The following is a 23,012-nucleotide window of genomic DNA, read 5'->3' on the forward strand; positions in this document are numbered from 1 at the left end:
TTATTTTCCTTCGAGCAAATGGTTTCCCGGGAATTAAGTAGATAAACAGCATCTGCTTCACTGCAAATTGGAGGCTTATCAGATCATTCAAAAAGGCAGAACCCGACTTTTAGCGGGTCCTGCCTTTTTTAACTCATTGCTTACATTTTCAGCAGATTATACCTTTGCAGTCTGGCGTTTCAGCATAACCAGCCCGTTGACCGGCAGCTTCAGCTCTGCAGGTGCAGCAGCACCGGATTCGAGGTCCGTATACTCCTGACCATCCAGCGTTACCACTTGCTCGCTGCCGCTGAAATTCTGCACAAATACATAATCATGCTCGCCGTCACTGCGCAGCTGAGCCGTTACTCCTGTAGGAAGCTCGGTGTTCAGGGAGCGGCTGATGCGTTCTTTTCCGGCAATGGCAGCATACAGATCCACATAGAACTGCGGGTCCTTCACACGTGTGGCCAGATGATAGGCTTTGCCTGCCCCCAGCTTGTTCACGGTCAGTGCCGGACGTCCGCCGTAGAAGTCGCTGCGGTAATGGCCCAGCGCTTCAGCACCCTCCAGATGAATCAGCTCAGCGATTTCATGCGCATCATAGTCTCCGGTCAGCTTCAGGGTGTTACCAGGGTCCATCACGAGGCCGTTCAGATCGCGGCTGTGCAGCCCTTCTGTCTCTTCTGCCCAGATACCCAGGGTTCTGCGCAGCGGTCCAGGGAAGCCGCCCAGGTGGCACAGGTCCGTCTCGCCAACGACTCCCGACCAATAGGTAGCCAGGAATGTGCCGCCCTGCTCCACATACTTCTCAATCCGCTTGCCGTTTTCTTCACTGATCAGGTACAGCATTGGCGCAATTACCAGCTTGTAGCCGGACAGATCATCACCAGAGCCGACCACATCCACAGGAATCCCCAGCTCCCACAGTCCACGGTAATGCTGAAGCACGGTTTCTTCATATTTCAGCCCGGAATTGCGGATACCCTGGGCATCCTTAACCGCCCAGCGGTTGTCCCAGTCGAACAGGATGGCTGTTTCGGCAGGAGTGGTTGTACCCACTACATCTGTTAATCCTGCCAGCGTACGGCCAACCTCAGCCACATCTCTGAATACACGGGTCTCCGCATGTCCGCTGTGATCGACAACTGCGCCGTGGAACTTCTCGCTGGAGCCGCGGCTTTTGCGCCACTGGAAGTATTGCACAGAGTCTGAACCATGGGCTACCGCCTGCAGGGAGGACAGCTTGTGCATACCCGGACGCTTCAGCTTGCTGACAATCTGCCAGTTCGTGAGCGAAGGTGTGCTTTCCATCAGCAGGAACGGTTTCTTTTTGAAGCTGCGGTACATATCGTGGTGCATCGCCGTCCAGGCTGCCAGCCGGGCATCATCATCGTCCTCGGTATACCCCCAGTCCGGATAAGCATCCCAGGAGACCACATCAAGGATCTTCGCCAGGTTACGATAATCAATGCCGTCGATCATATGCATGTTGGTTGTCACCGGCAGCTCAGGATTGAAGCTGCGCACCGAGTCAATCTCATGCTGGCAGAAGTTAATCGTCTGGTCACTTACGAAACGGCGCCAGTCCAGGTTAAGACCATGCACCTGAGTCTCTCCGTGCGGAGCCGGGGATTCGATCTGCTCCCAGGAGGTGTACGTATGGCTCCAGAACGTGGCCCACCAGGCATGATTCAGCTCGTCCAAATCTCCCTTGTATTTAACCTTGAGCCACTCTCTGAAGGCATTCTGACAGTAATCACAGTGGCATTCGCCGCCGAATTCATTCGAGATATGCCAGCCGATGACTGCCGGGTGATGAGCGTAACGCTCAGCCAGCTTGGAGTTCATCAGCGCGGTTTTTTCACGGTAGACCGGTGAAGTGAAGCAGTGATTATGGCGGACCCCATGCAGATTGCGCACCCGGTTACGTTCTACCCGCAATACTTCAGGATATTTCTCCGACATCCAGGCCGGACGTGCTCCGCTTGGCGTAGCCAGGAAGGCATAAATTCCATTATCCTTAAAAGTATCCAGCAGCTGATCGAGCCAATCGAAGGTGAATACTCCTTCTTCACGCTCCAGCGATACCCAGGAGAAAATCCCCACCGACATTACATTGCAGCCTGCCAGCTTCATCATCCGGATATCTTCTTTCAGCACCTCAGGGTATTTCAGCCATTGCTCGGGATTATAGTCGGCACCATGCAGCATTACAGGAGCCTTGCTGCTGATTGCAGGAACTTTGCTGTTCATATTATTACATTCATCCTCTCGTATAGGGTTCGATGTTAGAATGGGACTTTTCACTGATATAAGTTCTTCGTCAGCTCTATCCCTTTAGCTTGTAACCGTTTATACTATTTATAATAAAGGATAATCAGTTGCCAATGGTAGTATAATAATAGCGTTTCCATAGCACAAAATGAATATGAGGTGTTTACATGCTCCCCTTCTCCCTGATCGAAATGCCGCGCGACCTGAATGCGTTCCCCTTATACCCTTATTCGGTCGGCCGCCATATCCAGTATCACCATGTGCGTCCGGCCGGATTCCCGGTGCATCAGATATTCCTGATCCGCAGCGGCAGCGGACGGTTCCGCGACCTTGAGAACGGCACTGAGACCGTGCTGAAGCCGGGAATGGCCTATGCTTTTCCACCCGACCGCGGGCACGAGTATTATCCGCTGTCACATGAGCCGTGGCATGTAGGTTTCATCGGCTTCCATGGAAGCCAGTCAGCATCTGTGCTGGAGGGGCTCGGCCTGCTGCCGTCTGCACTGTTCCATCCTGAACGGTTCGAGGATTGCTGGGATATGATCGGCGGAATCTGGCATACGGTAAATGGAAACAGCACCGGCCGCCAGGAGGAGCAGTCGATGCAGGATCTGTCGGTAACCCTCTATAGGCTGCTGCTGATGCTGCGCAGGAGCGAATGCTCCGCCGGTACGGCGACCCGCCTGGAGAACGAAAATGTACGCAACGAAGCTCTGAATAAGGCCGTCAGCCTGATCAACGAGCATTTCACGGAGCCGCTGCTGATTACGAATCTGGCCGCTGCTGTCGGTTATTCTGTCCAGCATTTCCAGCGTCTGTTCCTACAGGAATACGGCGTGACTCCGCATAAATATCTGCAGAACCTGCGGCTGCAGCGCGCCGTACAGTTGATCACCGAGGACCCTGAGCGTCCTGTGCAGGATATCGCCCTCAACCTTGGGATGGACACCAATTATTTCATCCGCGTCTTCCGCAAGGCGCACGGGGTGACTCCGGGGGTGATGCGGAGCCGGTTGCATGGGAGTGCAGAGTGAGCAACGTATCCGTGCTCCATCCGTTACGCCAAACTGCATAAGACGTCCAGAACCCCCAAACATATGAAAAATAGTCAGCTCAACTGTGACCCGAAGGTGTGCTTGGGGGGATGGGGTTATTTTCACGGACGAGTTCAGCCCGCAAATACTTAAACCAAATGCTCCACACAGTTGTACAGCTGGCAATCCCAGTTATTATTGGTTTTGGTGAGCAGGGTTAGCGAAGCATTATCTATGTAGGTGGTGGTGAACACTTGCGGCAGCAGGTGCTGGAGCGTCAAGCCGATTAAGGCACCGTGGCTGACAACCAGTATTTTTTTGTTACCATAGCGGTTATACAGCTCCTCCAGAACAAGCGCGCCTCTGCGTGATACATCCTCTGCCGTCTCCATCCCGAGCTCCAGGCTCCGCCAGTCCTGCCCCCATCTTCCGAGCCATTCTGCCTCATTCAGCCCTTCCAGCTGTCCGCAATCCATTTCACATATCCGTTCGTCAATCAGGTGCTCCCCTATCCCTGCAGCAGCAGCAATAATCTCTGCAGTCTCCCTGGCCCGGCACAAGTGGCTGGAAATCATGATGTCCCACCGCTCCTTACGCAGCCGTCCGGCAAGTTTAACCGCCTGTTCCCTGCCTTCCCTGTTAAGCGGGATATCCGCCAGTCCCTGAGCCCTTCCTGCGATATTCCACTCTGTAATCCCATGCCTGATTAAACCGATTGTTGCCATTCGAATGAACCTCCATCGTTATCGTCTATTGATTACTGCAATTTATCACCGAAATCTCTCGTTAGCTGTGGCACAGCGAAATGAGCTACTTACTCACTTTTGCATGGGGCACTATTGTTGTACGAATTACAACTTTAATCCCATAATAACCGGGTGTTCAAGCGAATTGTTGTACGAAATACAAGAATTGTCCCGCTCAGCCGCTTGGAGGTCGGGAAATCCTGCTTTTTATACAACAATTTCCGATTTGGGCCGAAATAATGAGGAGAATGTTGTATTATGTGCAGGATTATCCAAAAGTCACCGGTTCGCCGGATCTCCACCACTACCAGCGAGTTAACCGGTGAATTATGGCAACAGTAGCACCCCTTAGTAACCTAAAGCCCAAAGATCACCAAAGTCACAGCTGATTATTATGTAAATCTCCTAAGTTCAGCTTATCCCGCTGCAAAAAAAGACAGCCGCAAGCCAGCCTCCTCCTAAGAAGTCCTGACCGCAGCTGTCTTTCTGCATTTACCTTATCTACACCGCCATAAACTGGCTATTATACAAGCGGGCGTAATATCCACCGCTCCTCACCAGCTCCTCATGTGTACCGCTCTCGACAATGTCGCCGTCCTTCATGAACAGAATCAGGTCCGACTCACGGATCGTGGACAGCCGGTGGGCAATCACGAAGCTGGTACGGCCGGAGATCATCGCCAGAAAAGCCTTCTGAATCCGCACCTCCGTCAGCGTATCAATACTGCTCGTGGCCTCATCCAGAATAAGCATCGGCGGATCGACGAGCATCACACGGGCGATGGTAAGCAGCTGCTTCTGGCCCTGGGAGAGATTATCTCCCGAGCCGCTTATTTTCGTATTATAGCCCTCGGGCAGACGTTTGATGAAGCTGTGTGCATTCGCAGCTTTGGCAGCGGCAATGACTTCAGCCTCCGACGCTTCCGGCTTGCCGTAAGCGATATTGTCGCGGATGGAGCCCCCATATAACCAGGTGTCCTGCAGCACCATCCCGAAGTTACGCCGCAGACTGTCCCGGGTAATCGAAGTAATGTCCGTACCGTCAATCCGGATGGTGCCGCTGTCGACTTCATAGAAGCGCATCAGCAGGTTGACCAGTGTGGTCTTCCCCGCTCCGGTCTGGCCGACAATCGCCACGCGTGTACCCGGCTTCACCTCCAGACTGAAGTTCCGGATCAGCGGCCGTTCCGGGGTATAGGCAAAGCTTACCTTGTCGAAGGTAATCGTACCCTGACTTCCCTTCATCACTACAGCACCCGGAGCATCCTGAGTCTCCAGAGGCAGATCCAGAATATTGAAAATACGCTGCGCCGATGCCGTCGCCGACTGCAGCTGGGTAATGACCCCGGTAATCTCATTGAACGGCTTCGCGAACAGATTCGAATAGATCAGGAAGCTGGACAAATCCCCGACGGAAAAATGTCCCCCGATCACAAGCGCACTGCCGATCATCGCGATCACCGAGAAGGTGATGTTGTTCACCAGACGTGTAGTCGGATTAGAGAGAGAGCCGTAGAATTGTGATTTGATCCCAGTCTTGTACAGCTCATTATTCCGCTCCGCGAAGCCTGCAAAAGAACGGTCCTCGTAGTGATAGGCCTGCACTACCTTTTGTCCGCCGACAAGTTCCTCCACATAACCGTTCAGCCCGCCGAGGATTTTGGCCTGCTCCCGGAACATCTGCTGGGAACGCATTGTAATGAAGCGGGCGACGAAGAAGGTCGCCGGTGCTGACAGCAGCACCACCAGCGTCATCACAGGGCTGATATAGAGCATTAGCCCGATAGCCCCGGCAATGGTCACGATCCCCGTCAGCAGCGTGGAGAAGCCTTGCAGCAGCCCGTCAGAGACAGCATCCATATCGTTCACGAACCGGCTGATGCTGTCACCTTGCGGATGATTATCATGAAATTTCAGCGGCAGCGCGTCCAGCTTGTCAAACAGCTCGCGGCGGAGATCGTAGACTGTCCGGTATGCCAGCTTGTTCGTATAGTAAGTGAGCAGCCAGCCGAAGAAGCTGCCAACCAGATATACGGCTCCCAGGATCAGCAGCAGGCGGAAAATCTCCGGGAAGTCCACCTGATCGGGCCCGATCATATGGTCAACCGCGCGGCCGATCAGCAGCGGTCCGATCAGGCTGGCAATCACACTCAGAATGGCGCAGATGACTGCCCCTATGGTTATCTTCCGGTATTGGCTTGTATATCTAAACAGCCGTTTCCAGGTCTTTGTACTGTTCATTGTACGGCCTCCTCGCTTGAGAGCTGGGACATGCAGATTTCCTGATAGACCCCGCAGCTCTCCAGCAATTCTTCATGGCTGCCGATACCGGCAATCCGCCCTTCATCGAATACAATAATCTGATCCGCCTGTCTTACGGTACTCACCCGCTGGGATACAAGCAGAACTGTCATATCTCCGCTGTTCTTGTTCAGTGCACGGCGCAAAGCTGCATCCGTGGCAAAATCCAGCGCACTGGAGGAATCATCCAGAATGAGTACAGGCGGACGCCCTACAACCGCCCGGGCAATCGTCAGCCGCTGCTTCTGTCCTCCGGACAAATTATGTCCTCCGCGTGCGACAAGGGTATCCAGTCCCTCCGGCAGCTTGGCAATGAACTCTTCCGCCTGGGCTACCGCTGCTGCAGACATAATCTCTTCACGGGTTGCTGAGGCCTTGCCCCAGCGGATGTTATCGGCAATTGATCCTGTGAACAGCATGGCCTTCTGCGGCACAATGCCAATTCTGCTCCGCAGCTGCTCCAGCCGGTATTGTCGCACATTCACACCTTCGACGAGAATTTCACCCTCTACTGCATCATAGAACCGCGGAATGAGGTTAACGAAGGTCGATTTACCGGAGCCGGTACTGCCGATTAGTCCGACCGTCTCTCCCCGGTGAATGTCGACCGTGATATTCTGCAGCGCAAGCTCACCGGTTGTGTTATACCCGAACGAAACATTGCGGAAGGAGATCACCGGCGCTGAATCATCACGCTTAGCCGGCGGCGCATCTGTCGCAACCTCGGCAACCGATGCCGTCATTGCCAGTACCTCGTTGACACGGTTGGCAGATGACGAAGCTTTGGTGAATAGAATAACGAGATTGGATACCACAATCAGCGCCAGCAGGATCTGGGTCACATAGTTGATGAATGCAATAATCTCTCCCTGTGACAGCCGTCCGGCATCGATATGAATGCCGCCTGCCCACAGAATGGCGATAATCGCCGCATTAACCACCAGCGTGGTCATCGGGCCCAGCCAGGCGGATATCCGTCCGACCCGGATTGCGGTCTGCGTCAAATCCTCCGAAGCTTCATTGAAGCGCTGCTTCTCCCGGCGGCTCTCGGCAAAAGCGCGGATGACCCGGATACCGGACAGATTCTCGCTAAGCACCAGCGCCAGACGGTCCAGCTTGGCCTGATATTTGCGGTAGAGCGGTGAGCTGCGCGTAATGATGAAATACAGAATGACTCCGAATACCGGAGTAGCCGCAATCAGGATCAGCGACAGCCGGAAATCCAGAATCATCGACATGATGATCGCCCCGATGCAGATGAACGGAGCACGGATAACCAGCCGGATCAGCATGGCTACGGCCAGCTGGAGCTGATTGACATCATTCGTGATCCGGTTGATCAGCGATGGCGTGCCGATAATATCAAGCTCTGCGTAGGATAACGATGAAATATGCTTAAACATTTTGTTGCGCAGCGATGTGCCGAAGCCCTGTGATGCCCTGGCTGCGTAATACTGGCAAATCATGGAGCAGCCGAAGCCGAGGATGGCCATCAGCACCATCAGGGAGCCCATACGGTAGACATAGGCACTGTCCTGCCTGCCAATCCCGTTGTTGATAATCAGGGCCACAATCGTCGGCAGCAGCAGCTCCAGAATCGCCTCCAGCAGCTTGAAGATCGGCCCGATGATCACTTCTTTCCTGTAAGGCTTTAGAAAAACAGCAATTTTGAACACAGTAATCCTCACCTAACCTACGTAGTATGTATTCACTCTTGAAAAAATCAAAAGACCCGTTATGATTATGTCATACCTGCTTACATATTAATAATATTGGTTTCGTATCTTTTCCATATGAATTTCATATGGCATTTGATTGAAGACGCGGAACGGGAGGCTGTAATAACATGGATATCCGCCAATTGAAATATTTCCTGGCGATTGCCGAGGAAGGTCAAATCACCTCTGCCGCCAGGAAGCTGCAAATGGCCCAGCCGCCGCTCAGCCAGCAGCTTAAGCTGCTGGAGGAGGAGCTAGGGGTCAAGCTGGTTGAACGCGGTCCGCGCAGCATCCAGCTAACCGATGCGGGGATTATTTTGCGTAACCGGGCTCAGCAAATTCTTGAATTAACGGATTCGACCACGAGAGAAATCAATGATTTTGCCAAAGGACTGAAGGGCAGTCTCTCGATCGGCACCGTCTCCTCTTCCGGAGCGACCCTGCTGCATGACCGGCTGGGCGAATTCCACAAGAACTATCTGGGCGTTACTTTTGAAATCCATGAAGGTAATACATTTATGATCATCGATCTGCTGAACAAAGGCATCGTCGAAATCGGCATTATCCGCACCCCTTTTAATTCCAGCAATCTGGAATGTCTGTATCTCAATTCGGAGCCGATGATTGCCGTTATGACCCCCGATTATGACTGGAATTCAAGCGAAGCAGCTATTTCACTCGGAGAGCTTCAGCATAAGCCGCTTATTATCTACCGCCGTTTCGAACAGCTCATACGGGAGACCTGTCTGGAGCATGGCTTCGAACCGCAAATTTTCTGCATGAACGATGATGCGCGGACCACCCTGCTCTGGGCCAACGCCGGACTTGGCATCGGAATTATTCCCAAATCTGCTTTTGAGCTGGCGAATCACAGCAATCTGATCTTTAAGGAGATCCGGTGTGAAGCGCTGCATACCCGTGTAGCCGCCGTCTGGATCAAGGACAAGTATTTGTCGTCGCTGGCTACCAAGTTTATCGAGACTTTCCGGGCACGCTGAACCCTGAACATAACATTCCCGCTCGCGGCAGCAGTGCAGTTATCCGGCCCGGACATTCTGGAGGATGTCCAATTTCTGCTTCCTTCATCCTGTCCTTCATCCTGTCCTTCAGGCCGCCTGCACTCTGTATCCCGCTGGCAGAATCCGGATTCTGACGTTTCACACCGCATCGACTAAATGTTGTACATCTTACAACTTGGCTACCTGGATACCTAGGTGTTCAGACAGATTGTTGTAAGAAATACAAGAATTGTCCCGCTAATCCGCCCGGTGGAGCATAAATGCTGCCTTTTATACAACAATCTTGAATTATATCCGGGATTATAGTGGAATTGTTGTATTTTGGGCAGGATTGTATAAGTGATAGTTTTAAGTTCCGCTTATTTAAAACTAATCAATCCGGAGGAGTGAAGCTAATGCTTCCCACAAAGAGATCATTAGTCACAGCGGTTATTTCCACTGTAATATTTTACTCTTCAGGAATTGCAGCTGGAGATATTTCAGACTTGAGTAGTAAGGAAGAAGGAGTAATAACCGCTCACGACACAGAACGATTGAAATCATTGGGAATTCAACTTCATCTGCCAACATCAAGTAATTTGGTAATTACAAAGGAACAAGCTATTTCCTTAGCGCACACGAGTGCACCAAAATTTGCTTCCGAAGCCCCTGAGGTAATTATAGAATATCAGCTGCTAACCTATCCATATTTGACTGCATTCTCAGAACAGGCGCTGAATAAGAATGCAAACCTTAGAGCAGATGGTTATCTAAACAACACACCCGTTTATATCGTGACCTTCAAAGGGATTCATGGTACCGGCCATGCTGCAAGAGGGCAAAAGGTGCCAACGTATAAAGAATTCAATGTTGTAATCGATGCCAGCAGCGGTGAAACTTTATTTTCATTTACTTACAAATAAATAAAAAAACACCCCGCACTGGTCTGCACCAGTAGCGGGGTATTCTTGTATCGCAGGTCCTCTGGCCGGCGCGAACGCCGGTTTAGACCATGATTTTGCAAATATCGTTCGTGAACTGCACCGGATCGTTAACCTGCAGACCTTCGATCAAGAGCGCCTGGTTATACAGGAGATTAGTGTAAAGACCCAGCTTCTCCTTGTCGCCTTCGGCTGCAGCCTTCAGCGATTTGAAGACATCATGGTGAATATTGATTTCCAGCACCTTGTCCGCTTGTACATCCTGGCCGCCGTTAGGCATAGCCTTGAGGATTTTCTCCATTTCGATGGTCAGCTCGCCTTCGGTGGACAGGCAGACCGGATGGGACTTCAGCCGCTTGGATGCTTTGACTGCCTTCACTTTGCCGGACAGGATGCCCTGCATCGCTTCGAACAATCCCTTGTTCTCATTCTCTTCCGCTTCAGAAGGCTTGTCCTCGGCGCTTTCTTCGATCCCTAAGTCACCACTGGAGACGTTCTTGAATTCCTTCTCTTTGTAGGACATGATCATCTTGATTGCGAATTCATCGATATCGTCGGTGAAGTAGAGGATTTCGTAACCCTTGTCCAGCACCATTTCCGTCTGCGGCAGCTTCTCGATGCGTTCCACCGATTCACCGGAGGCATAGTAGATGAACTTCTGGTCTTCCGGCATTCTTTCCACATATTCAGCCAGTGTAACCAGCTTCTTCTCCTTGGAGGAGTGGAACATCAGGAGGTCCTGCAGTGTTTCTTTTTCCATACCATAGTCATTGTAGACCCCGAACTTCAGCTGTCTGCCAAAAGATTTGTAGAACGTCTCATATTTCTCACGCTCATCCTTCAGCAGGCTCAGGAGCTGGCTCTTGATCTTGCTCTTAATGTTCTTCGCAATCAGCGTCAGCTGGCGGTCATGCTGCAGCAGCTCGCGGGAGATGTTCAGCGACAGATCCTCGGAATCCACCATCCCCTTGACGAAGCTGAAGTAGTCCGGCAGCAGATCCCCGCATTTGTTCATAATCAGCACACCGTTGGAGTAGAGCTCCAGGCCTTTTTCATATTCCTTGGTGTAGTAGTCGAACGGTGTATTCTCCGGAATGAACAGGATTGCGTTATAGACCACAGCGCCGTCGGCACTGATATGGATATGCTTCAGCGGCTTGTCGAAGCCGTAGCGTTTCTCCGCATAGAAGTTGTTGTAGTCTTCTTCGGTCAGCTCGTTTTTGTTCTTGCGCCAGATCGGCACCATGCTGTTCACGGTCTGTTCTTCAATAACATCGACGAATTCATTCTCGGCGTCCTCTTTAGGCTGTCTGCCGGTAATGTCCATCTTGATCGGGAAGCGGATGAAGTCCGAATATTTCTTGATGATCGACTTCAGGCGGTACTCTTCCAGGAACTCATCGTAGTTATCGTCTTCGGTGTTTTCTTTGATCTTCAGCGTGATTTCGGTTCCGACCGCATCCTTCTCACAAGGCTCAATCGTGTAACCGTCCGCACCCTGGGATTCCCACTTGAACGCCTGGTCGCTGCCCAGCGCTTTACTGATCACTGTCACATCGTCAGCCACCATGAATGCGGAATAGAAACCTACCCCGAATTGTCCGATGATGTTGTGTCCGTCCTTGGCTTCATTATCCTTCTTAAAAGCAAACGAGCCGCTGTTCGCGATAATCCCCAGATTGTTCTCCAGCTCTTCCTGCGTCATCCCGATTCCGGTATCGGAAATGGTTAACGTACGGCTTGCCTTATCGGCGGTCACTTTAATGTAGTAATCCTCTTTATTGAACACCAGGCCTTCGTCGGCCAGTGCTTTGTAATAGATTTTGTCGATGGCATCGCTTGCATTAGAAATCAGTTCCCGCAGAAAAATCTCCCGCTGTGTATAGATGGAGTTAATCATCATTTCCAGCAGTCTTTTGGATTCGGCTTTAAACTCTTTTTTGGCCATGAATAAATAAATCTCCTTTCAAAAATAACCTTCGAATTGCGGATCATCGTTTAGCACTCCACTCACCTGAGTGCTAACACTACCTTTTATATAACATATTCTCGTTTTTGATGTCAATATCTTGCTGCATATAGAGGTCCGCTCAAAAAAGAAATGAATTCTATTTTAGTCCATGTTAGCATTCGGAATGTACTCATTACAGCGAAAGAAAGGACAATGAAACGATGAAAATCCAGCTCCAAACGCTTCCTGTAACACGCATTGCTTATGTGCGCCAGACAGGCCCCTATGGTCCCGGTAACAGTAAGGCTATGGGGGCCTTAAAGGAATGGGCACGGGCACACCGGCTGCTTACCGGATCAGCCATCCTCTTCGGGATTCCCCAGGACAACCCCGACACCACCCTGCCTGAACATTGCAGATATGATGCCTGTATCAGCGTGCTTGAGAATGCCCCAGCGGATAAGTCTATTAACTACGGTGAAATTCCCGGCGGTACCTATGCGGTTGTTACTATACAACATACACTGAGGCAGTTCAAAAAGCATGGACGGAGATCCTCCCCGCCCTCTACGTCAGCGGACATCAGCTCGATTACCAGCGGCCGGTTATGGAGAGATATACAGGTGATATGATCAGCAATCATCTTTGCCAGTTATGTTTTCCTGTGCACTAATTTAGAAGCCGAGTTTTCCGCCATGGTAGCAGTAATAGGATCGTGCGTTAAGAGCTTGTAACCGGTTCAGCGACTGCTCTGCACTCTCCAGGTCGAAACAATACTGCGGATTCGCGACAGCCAGTTCATTCTCCTCGCTCACTGCCGCGTCACCTGTAATAACACTGCTTAGCTCAGGAAAATACAAAGAAATATGACCAGACGTATGCCCCGGGGTGGCAAGGACCTGACACTTACCATCCAGAATACACTGGCCCTCCCGGACCGTCTGATTCACCGGAACATGCCGCAAATTCTTCAATAGCTGTACAAACTCTTCACCGGACGCCTGCTCTTCTTTAGGCATCTCCACTAGCAGAGCTTCTGCCTGGACCAGACGCTCAGATTTCACCAAGCCTGAGATCGATGGGGTCTCCACTTCGCTCGCCATGACCGTAACTGACGGGTATTTCTCCACGAACTCGTACAAGGCGCCGATATGGTCATCGTCGTAATGGGTGATAATGATATTTTTCAAATTCAGGGGGTCGTATCCCAGCTCCAGGATCTTCTTCTCTATCAAAGGCATGAAAGTTGGATAACCGGTATCGACCAGGGTTAACTCTTCCCCGGATACAATGAGGCTCGGATAAATGTAATAAGGCTGTCCTTCATACTCAAACTGAATAGGTAGTTCAATAATGTCCATATGATCCTCCGCGTGTCTCTATTAGAACATTGCATACTGCGCTTACTCAGGCTTCCACCTTCACAGTATAGCGGCTTTAGCCTTCGCATCCTCCCGCAGCATCTGGATCAGTGACTGGAGCGGCAGCGACTTCCACTTCTTCGGATGGAGCAGGAGCTGCAGATCGAAATGAATCTCCGGATGGGCAAAAGACAGCTCGGCGAGATTCCCCCGCTCGATCTCCTCCTCAGCCACAATTCTCGGCAGCAGCGCGATGCCCAGGCCGTTGCGTACACAACGCTTGATCGCTTCCAGATTCGACAGCTCAAAACCGATCCGGAACACAATCCCGTGCTCCCGGAGCAGGTTCTCGAACAAACTGCGGTAGATACAGCTCTCCTCGGAGACGATCAGCTCGCAGTTGTTGAGGTCCTGCAGCGTCACCTGCGCCACGCTTGCCAGCGGATGACTGGCAGGGGCCACGAGGACGAGCGGCTCCTCCCGGATGATTGTACGCTCAAGCAGGGTATCCGCTGTGCTGCGGTCCAGGAGGAGGCCGATATCGACCTCGCCGTCCCTGATTTTGGAGACCAGATTGGCCTCCTGCTCCGTTTGCAGATGAATGTTCAGTCCGGGGAACATGGTCCGCAGCTGCTGCAGGAACGGTGGCAAATAAAAGGCGGCAAGTGAATCAATCGTCCCGATCGTCAGCGTCCCGCCAATCTGCTGGGCGATCGTTTCTTTGGAGCGGTCGTACAGATCTAGAATCTCCACGAACAGCTTCAGCAGCTCTTCCCCCGGAGGAGTCAGGCGCAAGGCCCGGCCATGCCGTTCGATCAGCGGTACGCCGTATTCCTTCTCGATCTTCTGAATCTGCATCGTTACACTGGACTGGGCATAGCCCAGTTCTTCAGCCGCACGGGTGAAGCTCTGCCGCTTCGCGACCTCGCGGAAGGTCCGCATATAGGTTAAGTCCATATCATCACCCTAACATCAATATTATTGATAACCTTCATCATTTATTATAGCTAACGACGATGCAATAATCCATGGTACAGTAGGATAAAAGGATTTTACAATTTTGGAGGACGATATTCATGTTAACAGAAGAACAGATTTATGGAATCTATGTTCCCGTGGTAACCCCGTTCCATGCCGCCGGCGAGATTGATCTGGAGTCGTATCAGCGGTATGTGAACAACATCATCAAGAACAGTATTCATGGTCTGGTCGTTAATGGAACCACTGGAGAATCGCCGACAGTCAACATACAGGAATTGCAGACACTCGTGGATGCATCACGTGAGCTTTTGAAGAACACTTCCATCCCGCTCGTGGTTGGCACGGGTACCAATGATACAATGTCCACTGTCACCCGCACAGAGCTTGCTGCGAACTCAGGTGCCGATGCCGCACTGGTTGTTGTCCCTTATTACAGCCGTCCTTCGCAGGAAGGCATTATCGCCCATTTCCGCAAGGCAGCTGAGGTCGGCCTTCCGATCATCGCCTACGATATTCCCGGCCGCGCCGGAGTCGGCATGTCCGTAGACACCGCCCGTACGATCCTGGAGATGAACAACGTTGTCGGGTTAAAAGACTGCTCCGGCTCTCCGGTGCTGGTCTCCGAGCTGTCCCGCCACGGCTCCAAGCCCGTGCTCTGCGGCGATGACTTGAACTTCTTCGATATGCTGGGCTGCGGAGCTGCCGGTGGCATGCTGGCCTCGGCCAATGTACATACCGCCTCCTATCTCAGCATCTATGAGCAGTACAGAGCCGGCCAGGTAGAGGCCGCCCGGGCTGCCTTTGATCAGCTCGTGCCGCTGATGAAGCTGCTGTTCAAGGAATCCAATCCGGCGCCGATCAAATGGCTGCTCAGTGCACGCGGCGAGATCTCCTCCGACACGCTCCGCCTGCCGATGACCTCCATCAGCGCTGCGCTGCGCGAAGAGCTGGGTGCTTATCTCGCCGGGTAACTTCTTCTGCTCATTATAGTAACAATAAAGGCAACATCGGCGAAACCGCCGCTTCTCAGTCAGGGACTGGAAAGCGGCGGTTTTTGCGTGCTCTTCTACTAATAATGATTGACGAGTAAGTAATGTTTTACGAGACGCTTCCTTACAGTTTCTCAATACGCAATGGGTGAAGGGAATATGGCTAAAGTATGCAGAAAACCACGAACGGTAGAGTTAATGAACCCATTGTATGCGATAATCCGAGTACATTGCGCATCCGCAAAGGTAAACGAGCCCATTGTATACGATAAACCGAATACATTACGCATTCGCAAAGGTAAACGAACCAATTGTATGCGATAAACCGAATACATTGCGTCACCGTAAAGCTAAATGAACCCATTGTATGCGATAAACCGAATACATTACGCATCCGCAAGGGTAAACGAACCAATTGTATACGATAAACCGAATACATTGCGCATCCGCAAAGGTTTTACCTCAAATCAAATAAAGCAGCCTCCCAAGGGAAGGCTGCTGTTTATCTTTACATTATTCATCTCAAAAAGTTATTGAGATCTGCCTGCTTTGGCCGCAGGACGGTTGCCAGGTCTGTTGCCGGACTGGCTGGAACGGCCGTATTGGCCTCCAGCCGGCTTGCTGCTCTGGTTGCCGCCTGGACGGGCAGCAGATCTTTCGCCCGGCCGGCTGCCGGAGCCTGCTCTATTGCCGGACTCGCCAGCAGGCCGGCTGCTGCCAGCCCCGCTGCCTGCATAGCTACTGCCCGACGCGCTTTTCGCTCCGTTGCCCGCATAGCCACTACCCGACGCGCTTTTCGCTCCGCTGCCCGCATAGCCACTGCCCGATGCGCTTTTCGCTCCGCCGTTACCGCCGCCCTGCTTGCCTTGCGAGAACCATTCCGATTTCGGCTTGCGTGCCGGATTCGTTTTGGCTTTCTGCGACGGTTTGGCCGGTGCTTTGCCTGGACGGTCTGCCAGCAATGCCAGATTGCTCTTGGACATCGGGTAAGCATGATCCTTCACTTCCGGAATCACCTTGCCGATCAGCTTCTGGATATCCTTCAGGTATGGAATTTCCTCAGCTTCGCACAGCGAGATGGCAACTCCGCTCATTCCCGCACGGCCGGTCCGGCCAATACGGTGAACATAGGTTTCCGGAATATTCGGCAGGTTGAAGTTGATGACATGGGACAGCTCATCAATATCAATCCCGCGGGCGGCGATATCTGTAGCCACCAGCACACGTGTCGCGCCGCTCTTGAAGTTTCTCAGCGCATTCTGGCGGTCATTCTGCGATTTGTTGCCGTGAATGGCCTGAGCGGTAATATTGATCCGGGTCAGATCGCGGGTTACCCGGTCAGCTCCGCGTTTGGTGCGGGTGAAGACGAGCGCGGACACGATCGAAGGATCCTGCAGCAGACGGTTCAGCTGATTCTGCTTATTGCCGTTCTCCAGCAAATAAATCGATTGCTCGATTCTGTCTACGGTCGAAGATACCGGAGTAATCTCAATTTTCACCGGGTCCACCAGCAATGTCTTCACCAGCTGGGAGATCTCTGCCGGCATCGTTGCCGAGAAGAACAGCGTTTGCTTCTTGGCCGGCATCTTGGCAATAATCCGCTTCACGTCATGAATGAAGCCCATGTCCAGCATGCGGTCCGCTTCATCCAGCACGAGGATCTGCACATGCTGCAGATCCACATGTCTCTGGCTGATCAGATCGATCAGTCTGCCCGGTGTAGCAATCAGAATATCTGCACCCTGGCTAAGCGCCCGTTCCTGGGCCTTCTGGGATACCCCTCCGACAATCGCTGTCGAGCGGATCGTTGTGAACTTGCTGTACGCCTGAATATTCTCGGAGATCTGCAGAGCTAGCTCTCTGGTCGGAGTCAGAATCAGGGAACGGATACGTTTCGCTCCGCCGGTTCTGGCCGGCTGCTGACTGAGCAGCTGAATAATCGGCAATGAAAAAGCTGCGGTTTTTCCGGTACCCGTCTGGGCGCAGCCCAGAATATCTCTGCCGGCCAAGGCCGCAGGGATGGATTCCTCCTGAATTGGAGTCGGGGATGTATAGTTTTCCAGGCTCAGTGCCTTGAGAATCGGGGGAATCAAGTTCAAATCGTTAAATGTCATTTTATCTCCTTAATTTTGAGTACATATATTAGCAAGCCATTAATCACTGTATATATCATCTGCGGCGTCTCCACATAGCGCTCGTCAAAGTCATAACACATAATGATAACACGTTTAGCCATTAAAAAGAAGCGATACTTTCATCGCTCCTCTTCCAAACCGATATTTATCTGTTACAGCCGGACTTTTTTCAGCTGTTCTTTAATGCTTTTCACCGGGTCGCCCAGGAATATCCGGGTATGCGCAGGCGTGCCTTCACGGATTTGGATCGCCAGGTTATTCAGATTCCGGATCAGCCCGAGCCGTTCACTTTCCTCCATCTGAAACTGGACACCGTACTCATACACCGCGCCATTCTCCAATTCGTGGGTCCAGGCAATTTTGCCCAACAGATGGGTTGGCTGATGCAGAATCTCGGTTTCAAACTTAAGCAGAATATTGTCGTTCACCGGCAGCTTATAGCCCATCACGAATTTCAATCCGCCCGGCCCGATATTGGTCAGATATACCTCGGTACTTCCGAGATCTACCTCCCTGCCCTTAAACGTACTTATCGTCATTCCGGCAACAAGCGGATTGGCTAAATCTACGCGGAAGTATTCCCGGCGGTTACTGACTGGCGGGATTTCTGTTACTCCCGGCCTCGGGTTGGCTATATACTTCTCACGAAGCAGCATTCCCAAGGCTTCCTGTTCAACCGGACGGCTGAAATAATAACCCTGTATCTCATCACACTGCTGCTCCTTTAAATACTCATATTGCGCCTCCGTCTCCACACCCTCAGCTACAACATTCATTTTTAGCGCCTTGGCCAGATTCAGAATGCACTCAATAATGCTTTGGTTTACAGGGTCAGTCAAAATTTCTTCCACGAAGGCCTTGTCAATTTTCACCGTATCCAGCGCTAACCGCTTAAGCATATATAAAGAAGAATACCCCGTTCCAAAGTCATCAAGTGAAACTTTAATCTTCCGTTTTCTAAGCTCCTCCAGCAATTGAATGACTTCCCTCTCATTGGTCATGAAGGAGCTCTCCGTGATTTCAATCTCCAGATATTCGGGAGCCAGCCCGGACCCGGCGAGAATTTCATCAATCGTCTGCAGAATATTCTGCTGGAACAGCTGCTGCACCGAGAAATTAACAGATACCGTAATATGCGGCAGCCCCATCTCCTGCCATTGCTTGTTCTGCCGGCAAGCTTCCCGGAGCACCCATTCTCCGATAGGCACTATAAGTCCGCTCTCTTCTGCAATCGGGACGAACTCCGCCGGCGACACCAGCCCCCAGTCCGGATGATTCCAGCGGATCAGCGCCTCGGCACCGAGAATTTCCCGGGTCTGCGTATCCACTCGCGGCATATATTGCAGGAACAGCTCCTGTTTCTCCAGGGCTTTGCGCAGATCATTGGTCATGGTGAATATTTTGAAAGACTGAATGTTCAGCGATGAGGAATAGCACTGGGCCTGGTCCCTCCCCTGTGACTTGGCATGATATAGAGCCGAATCTGCATTCAGCAGGAGCCTATCAACCGAATCCCCATCCTCCGGGAAAATACTGATCCCCATACTCAGCGTGATATTAAGCTCAAAGCCTGCTATTAAATAATCTTCCTTGGTACGGCTGATAATGGACTCGGACAGAAAAATCGCTTCACGGTGGCTCTCCACTTCCGGCAGAATAATACAGAACTCATCCCCGCTTAACCGGTACGCCACCCATCCATTTTCAAGGCTTTCCTGCAGTTTGACGGCAAACTGTTTGAGCAATGTGTCACCTATAGTGTGCCCCAGAATATCATTGACGGCCTTAAAGCGATCCAGATCAATCAGGAGCACCGCAAGCTTTTTATTATAAAATGATGCCAGTCTTAACTGTTGATCCAGCTGCTCTTCAAACATCCGCCGATTGGGAAGCCCCGTCAGATAATCGTGATACGCCAAATACTCTGTTTCCTGCTCCGTTTCCTTCCGCTCGGTAATATCCAGGACAGTGCCAACGATTGCATCCTCATTGATGTGTAATATCCGGGTGTAATGTACTTCACAATAAATAAGGCTGCCATCCGGCTTGACGGCTCTATGTATCATAGTGCGGTTAAATTGCCCTTCCGTTAAACCCAGCATCTTGGTGGATACCGTATCGCGGTCCCCCGGGTAGATGGAATCCAATACCTGCCGTCCCATCAAATTAACGTTCCCCAGCATTCGTTCAAGATGAGGATTAGCATAGATATATATTCCATTTTGAACAATAAAAACACCTACTATCGACTGCTCCACTATACTCCGGTATTTAGCCTCCGCTTCCAGCAGATGCCGCTCCATGGACTTTTGTTCTGTTACATTTTTGGCTATGCCATAGATACCCACCAGCTCATTAGCAATCATTACAGGAATATTCGTTACAAAAATATCAATAGCCGTGCCATCCTTATGCCTGGCTGTCAGCTCATAGCTTCGCGGGCTTACGGTATTTATCACTTCTGCAATAACCTTTCTGGAGAGGCTGACCTGCTCCGGATCAATCAGGCGTTCAAAGCTGGCATGGACCAGCTCGCCCTCGGTATATCCAAACAGTCCGTTCATAGCTGCATTGCAGGACAGAATCATACCTTCAAGATTGCTGGAATATACCGCATCCGTATTATTTTCAAACAGTGATTTGTAGTATTGGCCTTCTTCAATCAGTTGAAGCTGCAAAGCTGTCTTTTCCGTGATATCCTGAACAGTCCCAATCGCCTCGTTGTCCCAAAACCGCGCACTTTCAGCGACATAACGGACCTCTCCGTCCGGGCGGATAATTCTATATTCTATTTGATAGGACTGCATGGACTCCAGGGAATTAGAGAAAGCCAATTTTACCCGCCCTGCATCCTCCTCATGGACCCTGGCAAATACATTATCTAAATCCACTCCGGAAGACAGCGCCTGACCATAAATCGCATACATATGTTTCGACCACGTTATTTTTTGCAAAATCCGGTCATATTCCCAGTACCCCACATTTGCCAGTACCTGTGCTAATTCAAACCGCTTGTTTCTTTCCGCCATAAATTCCGATAACACCACTGTTCCGGCTGCTGCCTCATCGGTTGAAGTTGAACTCGATTCCTTCTGGTTCATTGCTCCGCCTTCTTTCTGAATGCATTTTGGCAACCACCCGCTGAACACCAGATACCGGCTTTTGGTACATACAAGAATATTTTCCCAGATGCTACTCTTATTCCACAACAACAACGAAAACCCTTTATTCGACAAAAGCACAAAAAAAGCAGAGGATTTCTCCCCTGCCCGTTGCCTTGCAATAATATTATAAGACTAATCTACGATTTCAGCAGTATCGCCGTTATTGGCACCTGCAGCGTTAGCTTCGTCGGTGTCGATATGCATATCAAGCTTGAAATTGTCGGATACACGGGCGATTACGTTCTCCAGCACCAGGCCGCGTTCGCCGCCAAGGCGTACCTTCAGGAGCTGCTTGTCGGCAATGCCCCAAGCTTCTGCTTCAGAAGTGTGGAAGTGGATGTGACGGGCTGCCACAATGACACCTGTCTCCAGTTCAACTTCACCGGCTGGACCTTTGATAGTAATGCCTGGTGTTCCTTCAATATGGCCGGATTCACGTACAGGTGCCTTCACGCCGAGGCTGAATGCGTCTGTGCGCGATACTTCCAGCTGGGAAGCCGGACGGGCCGGGCCGAGAATTCTCACTTTGTCGAACTTACCTTTGGTACCGATTACTGCTACTTGCTCATTTGCTGCGAATTGTCCTGGTTGGGAAAGGGGTTTGAACTCAGTCAATTGATAACCTGCGCCAAACAATGCTTCCACATGCTCCTGCGTAAGGTGAATATGTCGGGCCGACACACCTACGGATACAGTCTTGCTCATTTTTAAGTCACTCCTTGTATTTTCTCTAGTATCTGTACAAGCCACTGAACATTATACATCTTATTACCCTTAAAAAAAAAGACCCTCATCACAATGAGCGCCTTTTTTTCGACATTTTACGATCCGAGAAACGGATTGTCATAGTTTTGCCATTTTATAATCCCTCTGGTGGGGACAGCGGATTCACTCCCGCAGAAGAAGGCAGATGCGTTCTTAGGTAAGTCAGCGCATTCCCGCACAACCAGCCTTTCACCTCATCCTCGGGATAGTACCTCAGCAGCAAGTCAGTAAACTCCGCATATTTGCCCGGATGCTCAAGGCCCTCGACCCACATCTCAATGCCGTCAAAATCTGAGCCGAACATCAGCTGCTTCGAGCCTCCCAGCGCGCAGACATGTTCAATATGCCTCCGCATATCATCAATCTTCGCCCCTCCCCCGTCACGTACAAACCAGGGGACAAAGGTTAATCCCATCCGCCCGTCCACCGCAATCAGCGCCTGAATCTGCCCGTCACTCAAATTGCGGGGATGGCCGCAGATGGCCGCGCTATTGGAATGTGAAGCTATGAACGGGCGTTTACTGCGTTCCGCCAGCTCCCAGAAGCCTGCCGGTGCCAGATGGGACACATCCAGCAGCATACCGCTTCCGTTGCACCACTCGATCAGCTTCCTCCCCTTCTCCGTGAAACCGCCGTTGCGCTGCTCCAGCACACCATCCGCAGCCCAGTTGGCGTAGTTCCAGGTTACCCCCAGGAAACGCACTCCCAGCTCAAAGCACAGCTGTGCATAGAACAGATTGCCCTCCAGACCGTCCACGCCCTCCAAAGAGAGCATCCCGAAGGCAGGGGCTGTAAGTATCTGTTCATCTGCCTCTTCCTTCCAGCGGAGCCACTGAAGGCCCCCTGGGCCAACTACCTTCTGCCGGAATAATTCAATTTGCCCGAGAACATCCTCAAACTTCGCTCTCCCGCGGTCCGCCGACAAATAAACCGCAAAAACCTGAAGTTCGACATTCCCCTCCACCAGCCGCTCTGCTGTCACGTCCAGACGGGGGTCATTCTTGAAATCTATCTCCGGACTGGCCTGCAGCTTGCTTAAGGCATCGCAGTGGAAATCCGCCACTCTCAGCTTCTTGACACTCACTGTAAAGATCGTCTCCCTTCTCTTGTAGAACTGAATAACGGTGGAATCTCTTATTTATAAGTGTATGCCACAGCATCAGGGATGAGACGGGACAGTAAGTGGAAGCGGCTACGAAGCATATACATTCTTATATATCAAAATAACCCCACAAAGTGGGGCACCCCAAAAATACAAAAACCTGTTTACAATGTAAACAGGCTCAATCTAAAAAGGTCATATAATTATCTGGGTTCAACAATAAGTTTGATCGCCGTCCGGTCTTCCCCATCAATCACTATATCCGTAAAAGCCGGGATACAGATCAAGTCGACTCCGCTAGGTGCGACAAATCCCCGGGCGATGGCAACTGCTTTGACTGCCTGGTTCAGTGCTCCTGCTCCAATAGCTTGTAGCTCGGCCGATCCACGTTCGCGAAGAACACCTGCTAGTGCGCCAGCAACGGAATTTGGATTGGATTTAGCTGATACTTTTAATACATCCATAGTAAGTACCTCCCCTGGGAAAATGATGGTGTTCTTCTTCCACTACAGTAGATGTTATTCGCGAGAGAAGATTTAATTCCTTCTTTTTGCGGACCTCTCTGGAGAA

Annotated in this window: 16 protein-coding genes and 1 pseudogene; 5 read left to right on the plus strand and 12 right to left on the minus strand. The window is 51.3% G+C overall.

The window, feature by feature from the left end; translation table 11 throughout:
• Positions 1-156: 156 nt before the first annotated feature.
• Positions 157-2,235: a beta-galactosidase gene (locus NSU01_RS20415; RefSeq protein WP_076246882.1), complete on the minus strand. Its 2,079-nt coding sequence runs from the start codon at positions 2,233-2,235 to the stop codon at positions 157-159.
• A 188-nt stretch (positions 2,236-2,423) separates the two neighbouring features.
• On the opposite strand from NSU01_RS20415, the gene NSU01_RS20420 reads away from it, so the two are divergent.
• Positions 2,424-3,290: an AraC family transcriptional regulator gene (locus NSU01_RS20420; protein ID WP_076246884.1), complete on the plus strand. Its 867-nt coding sequence runs from the start codon at positions 2,424-2,426 to the stop codon at positions 3,288-3,290.
• A 149-nt stretch (positions 3,291-3,439) separates the two neighbouring features.
• Here the strand turns inward: NSU01_RS20420 and NSU01_RS20425 are convergent, their stop codons facing one another.
• The 3 genes from NSU01_RS20425 to NSU01_RS20435 form a co-directional block, all read right to left on the minus strand.
• Entirely contained in the window at positions 3,440-4,015 is a 576-nt protein-coding gene (locus tag NSU01_RS20425) for a histidine phosphatase family protein (protein WP_042138055.1), read from the minus strand.
• A gap of 522 nt (positions 4,016-4,537) precedes the next feature.
• A complete protein-coding gene (locus NSU01_RS20430; RefSeq protein ID WP_076246886.1) occupies positions 4,538-6,277 on the minus strand; it encodes an ABC transporter ATP-binding protein in 1,740 nt (579 codons plus the stop codon).
• On the minus strand, positions 6,274-8,013 hold the full coding sequence (locus NSU01_RS20435; RefSeq protein WP_076246889.1) for an ABC transporter ATP-binding protein: 1,740 nt from the start codon (positions 8,011-8,013) through the stop codon (positions 6,274-6,276). The genes NSU01_RS20430 and NSU01_RS20435 overlap by 4 nt, the downstream gene beginning before the upstream one ends.
• Before the next feature lie 170 nt (positions 8,014-8,183).
• On the opposite strand from NSU01_RS20435, the gene NSU01_RS20440 reads away from it, so the two are divergent.
• Both NSU01_RS20440 and NSU01_RS20445 read left to right on the plus strand, forming a co-directional pair.
• Complete coding sequence (locus NSU01_RS20440; RefSeq protein ID WP_042138060.1) at positions 8,184-9,053, plus strand: LysR family transcriptional regulator; 870 nt, start codon at positions 8,184-8,186, stop codon at positions 9,051-9,053.
• A 416-nt stretch (positions 9,054-9,469) separates the two neighbouring features.
• Positions 9,470-9,976, plus strand: a complete 507-nt coding sequence (locus NSU01_RS20445; RefSeq protein ID WP_042138062.1) for a hypothetical protein — start codon at positions 9,470-9,472, stop codon at positions 9,974-9,976.
• 82 nt (positions 9,977-10,058) lie between these two features.
• On the opposite strand, the gene htpG is transcribed toward NSU01_RS20445, so the two are convergent.
• Positions 10,059-11,942, minus strand: coding sequence for a molecular chaperone HtpG (gene htpG, locus NSU01_RS20450; RefSeq protein WP_042138064.1), 1,884 nt, complete (start codon positions 11,940-11,942; stop codon positions 10,059-10,061).
• Positions 11,943-12,166: 224 nt separating this feature from the next.
• Here htpG and NSU01_RS20455 point away from each other — a divergent pair, with 224 nt between their 5' ends.
• A complete protein-coding gene (locus NSU01_RS20455) occupies positions 12,167-12,577 on the plus strand; it encodes a GyrI-like domain-containing protein (RefSeq protein ID WP_305954222.1) in 411 nt (136 codons plus the stop codon).
• Between the two features lie 42 nt (positions 12,578-12,619).
• Here the strand turns inward: NSU01_RS20455 and NSU01_RS20460 are convergent, their stop codons facing one another.
• On the minus strand, positions 12,620-13,306 hold the full coding sequence (locus NSU01_RS20460; protein WP_076246892.1) for an MBL fold metallo-hydrolase: 687 nt from the start codon (positions 13,304-13,306) through the stop codon (positions 12,620-12,622).
• Positions 13,307-13,366: 60 nt separating this feature from the next.
• Complete coding sequence (locus tag NSU01_RS20465) at positions 13,367-14,263, minus strand: LysR family transcriptional regulator (RefSeq protein ID WP_076246895.1); 897 nt, start codon at positions 14,261-14,263, stop codon at positions 13,367-13,369.
• Positions 14,264-14,382: 119 nt separating this feature from the next.
• On the opposite strand from NSU01_RS20465, the gene dapA reads away from it, so the two are divergent.
• Positions 14,383-15,258, plus strand: a complete 876-nt coding sequence (gene dapA, locus NSU01_RS20470; RefSeq protein ID WP_042138071.1) for a 4-hydroxy-tetrahydrodipicolinate synthase — start codon at positions 14,383-14,385, stop codon at positions 15,256-15,258.
• A 989-nt stretch (positions 15,259-16,247) separates the two neighbouring features.
• On the opposite strand, the pseudogene NSU01_RS20475 reads toward dapA, so the two are convergent.
• The 5 genes and pseudogenes from NSU01_RS20475 to NSU01_RS20495 all read right to left on the minus strand — a co-directional run.
• A pseudogene (locus NSU01_RS20475) lies at positions 16,248-17,390 on the minus strand (DEAD/DEAH box helicase); the annotation flags it as partial.
• A 173-nt stretch (positions 17,391-17,563) separates the two neighbouring features.
• On the minus strand, positions 17,564-20,512 hold the full coding sequence (locus tag NSU01_RS20480; RefSeq protein ID WP_052421918.1) for an EAL domain-containing protein: 2,949 nt from the start codon (positions 20,510-20,512) through the stop codon (positions 17,564-17,566).
• A gap of 195 nt (positions 20,513-20,707) precedes the next feature.
• Positions 20,708-21,280 (minus strand): phosphate propanoyltransferase, encoded by a 573-nt coding sequence (locus NSU01_RS20485; RefSeq protein ID WP_039294751.1) that lies wholly within the window; start codon positions 21,278-21,280, stop codon positions 20,708-20,710.
• 154 nt (positions 21,281-21,434) lie between these two features.
• Positions 21,435-22,424, minus strand: coding sequence for a membrane dipeptidase (locus NSU01_RS20490; protein ID WP_042138073.1), 990 nt, complete (start codon positions 22,422-22,424; stop codon positions 21,435-21,437).
• Positions 22,425-22,645: 221 nt separating this feature from the next.
• On the minus strand, positions 22,646-22,906 hold the full coding sequence (locus NSU01_RS20495) for a stage V sporulation protein S (RefSeq protein WP_019910496.1): 261 nt from the start codon (positions 22,904-22,906) through the stop codon (positions 22,646-22,648).
• Positions 22,907-23,012: the final 106 nt, after the last annotated feature.

The sequence above is a fragment of the Paenibacillus sp. FSL H8-0259 genome (genome assembly GCF_037963255.1).
GTDB lineage: Bacteria > Bacillota > Bacilli > Paenibacillales > Paenibacillaceae > Paenibacillus_AQ > Paenibacillus_AQ phytohabitans.

What these genes read in the sequence shown, in the direction of transcription:
- NSU01_RS20480 (WP_052421918.1), bottom strand. Translation starts at nt 20,512, where the DNA reads ATGAACCAGAAGGAATCGAGTTCAACTTCAACCGATGAGGCAGCAGCC.
- NSU01_RS20495 (WP_019910496.1), bottom strand. Translation starts at nt 22,906, where the DNA reads ATGGATGTATTAAAAGTATCAGCTAAATCCAATCCAAATTCCGTTGCT.
- NSU01_RS20440 (WP_042138060.1), top strand. Translation starts at nt 8,184, where the DNA reads ATGGATATCCGCCAATTGAAATATTTCCTGGCGATTGCCGAGGAAGGT.
- NSU01_RS20455 (WP_305954222.1), top strand. Translation starts at nt 12,167, where the DNA reads ATGAAAATCCAGCTCCAAACGCTTCCTGTAACACGCATTGCTTATGTG.
- NSU01_RS20430 (WP_076246886.1), bottom strand. Translation starts at nt 6,277, where the DNA reads ATGAACAGTACAAAGACCTGGAAACGGCTGTTTAGATATACAAGCCAA.
- NSU01_RS20465 (WP_076246895.1), bottom strand. Translation starts at nt 14,263, where the DNA reads ATGGACTTAACCTATATGCGGACCTTCCGCGAGGTCGCGAAGCGGCAG.
- NSU01_RS20425 (WP_042138055.1), bottom strand. Translation starts at nt 4,015, where the DNA reads ATGGCAACAATCGGTTTAATCAGGCATGGGATTACAGAGTGGAATATC.
- NSU01_RS20460 (WP_076246892.1), bottom strand. Translation starts at nt 13,306, where the DNA reads ATGGACATTATTGAACTACCTATTCAGTTTGAGTATGAAGGACAGCCT.
- NSU01_RS20445 (WP_042138062.1), top strand. Translation starts at nt 9,470, where the DNA reads ATGCTTCCCACAAAGAGATCATTAGTCACAGCGGTTATTTCCACTGTA.
- dapA (WP_042138071.1), top strand. Translation starts at nt 14,383, where the DNA reads ATGTTAACAGAAGAACAGATTTATGGAATCTATGTTCCCGTGGTAACC.
- NSU01_RS20415 (WP_076246882.1), bottom strand. Translation starts at nt 2,235, where the DNA reads ATGAACAGCAAAGTTCCTGCAATCAGCAGCAAGGCTCCTGTAATGCTG.
- NSU01_RS20420 (WP_076246884.1), top strand. Translation starts at nt 2,424, where the DNA reads ATGCTCCCCTTCTCCCTGATCGAAATGCCGCGCGACCTGAATGCGTTC.
- NSU01_RS20485 (WP_039294751.1), bottom strand. Translation starts at nt 21,280, where the DNA reads ATGAGCAAGACTGTATCCGTAGGTGTGTCGGCCCGACATATTCACCTT.
- htpG (WP_042138064.1), bottom strand. Translation starts at nt 11,942, where the DNA reads ATGGCCAAAAAAGAGTTTAAAGCCGAATCCAAAAGACTGCTGGAAATG.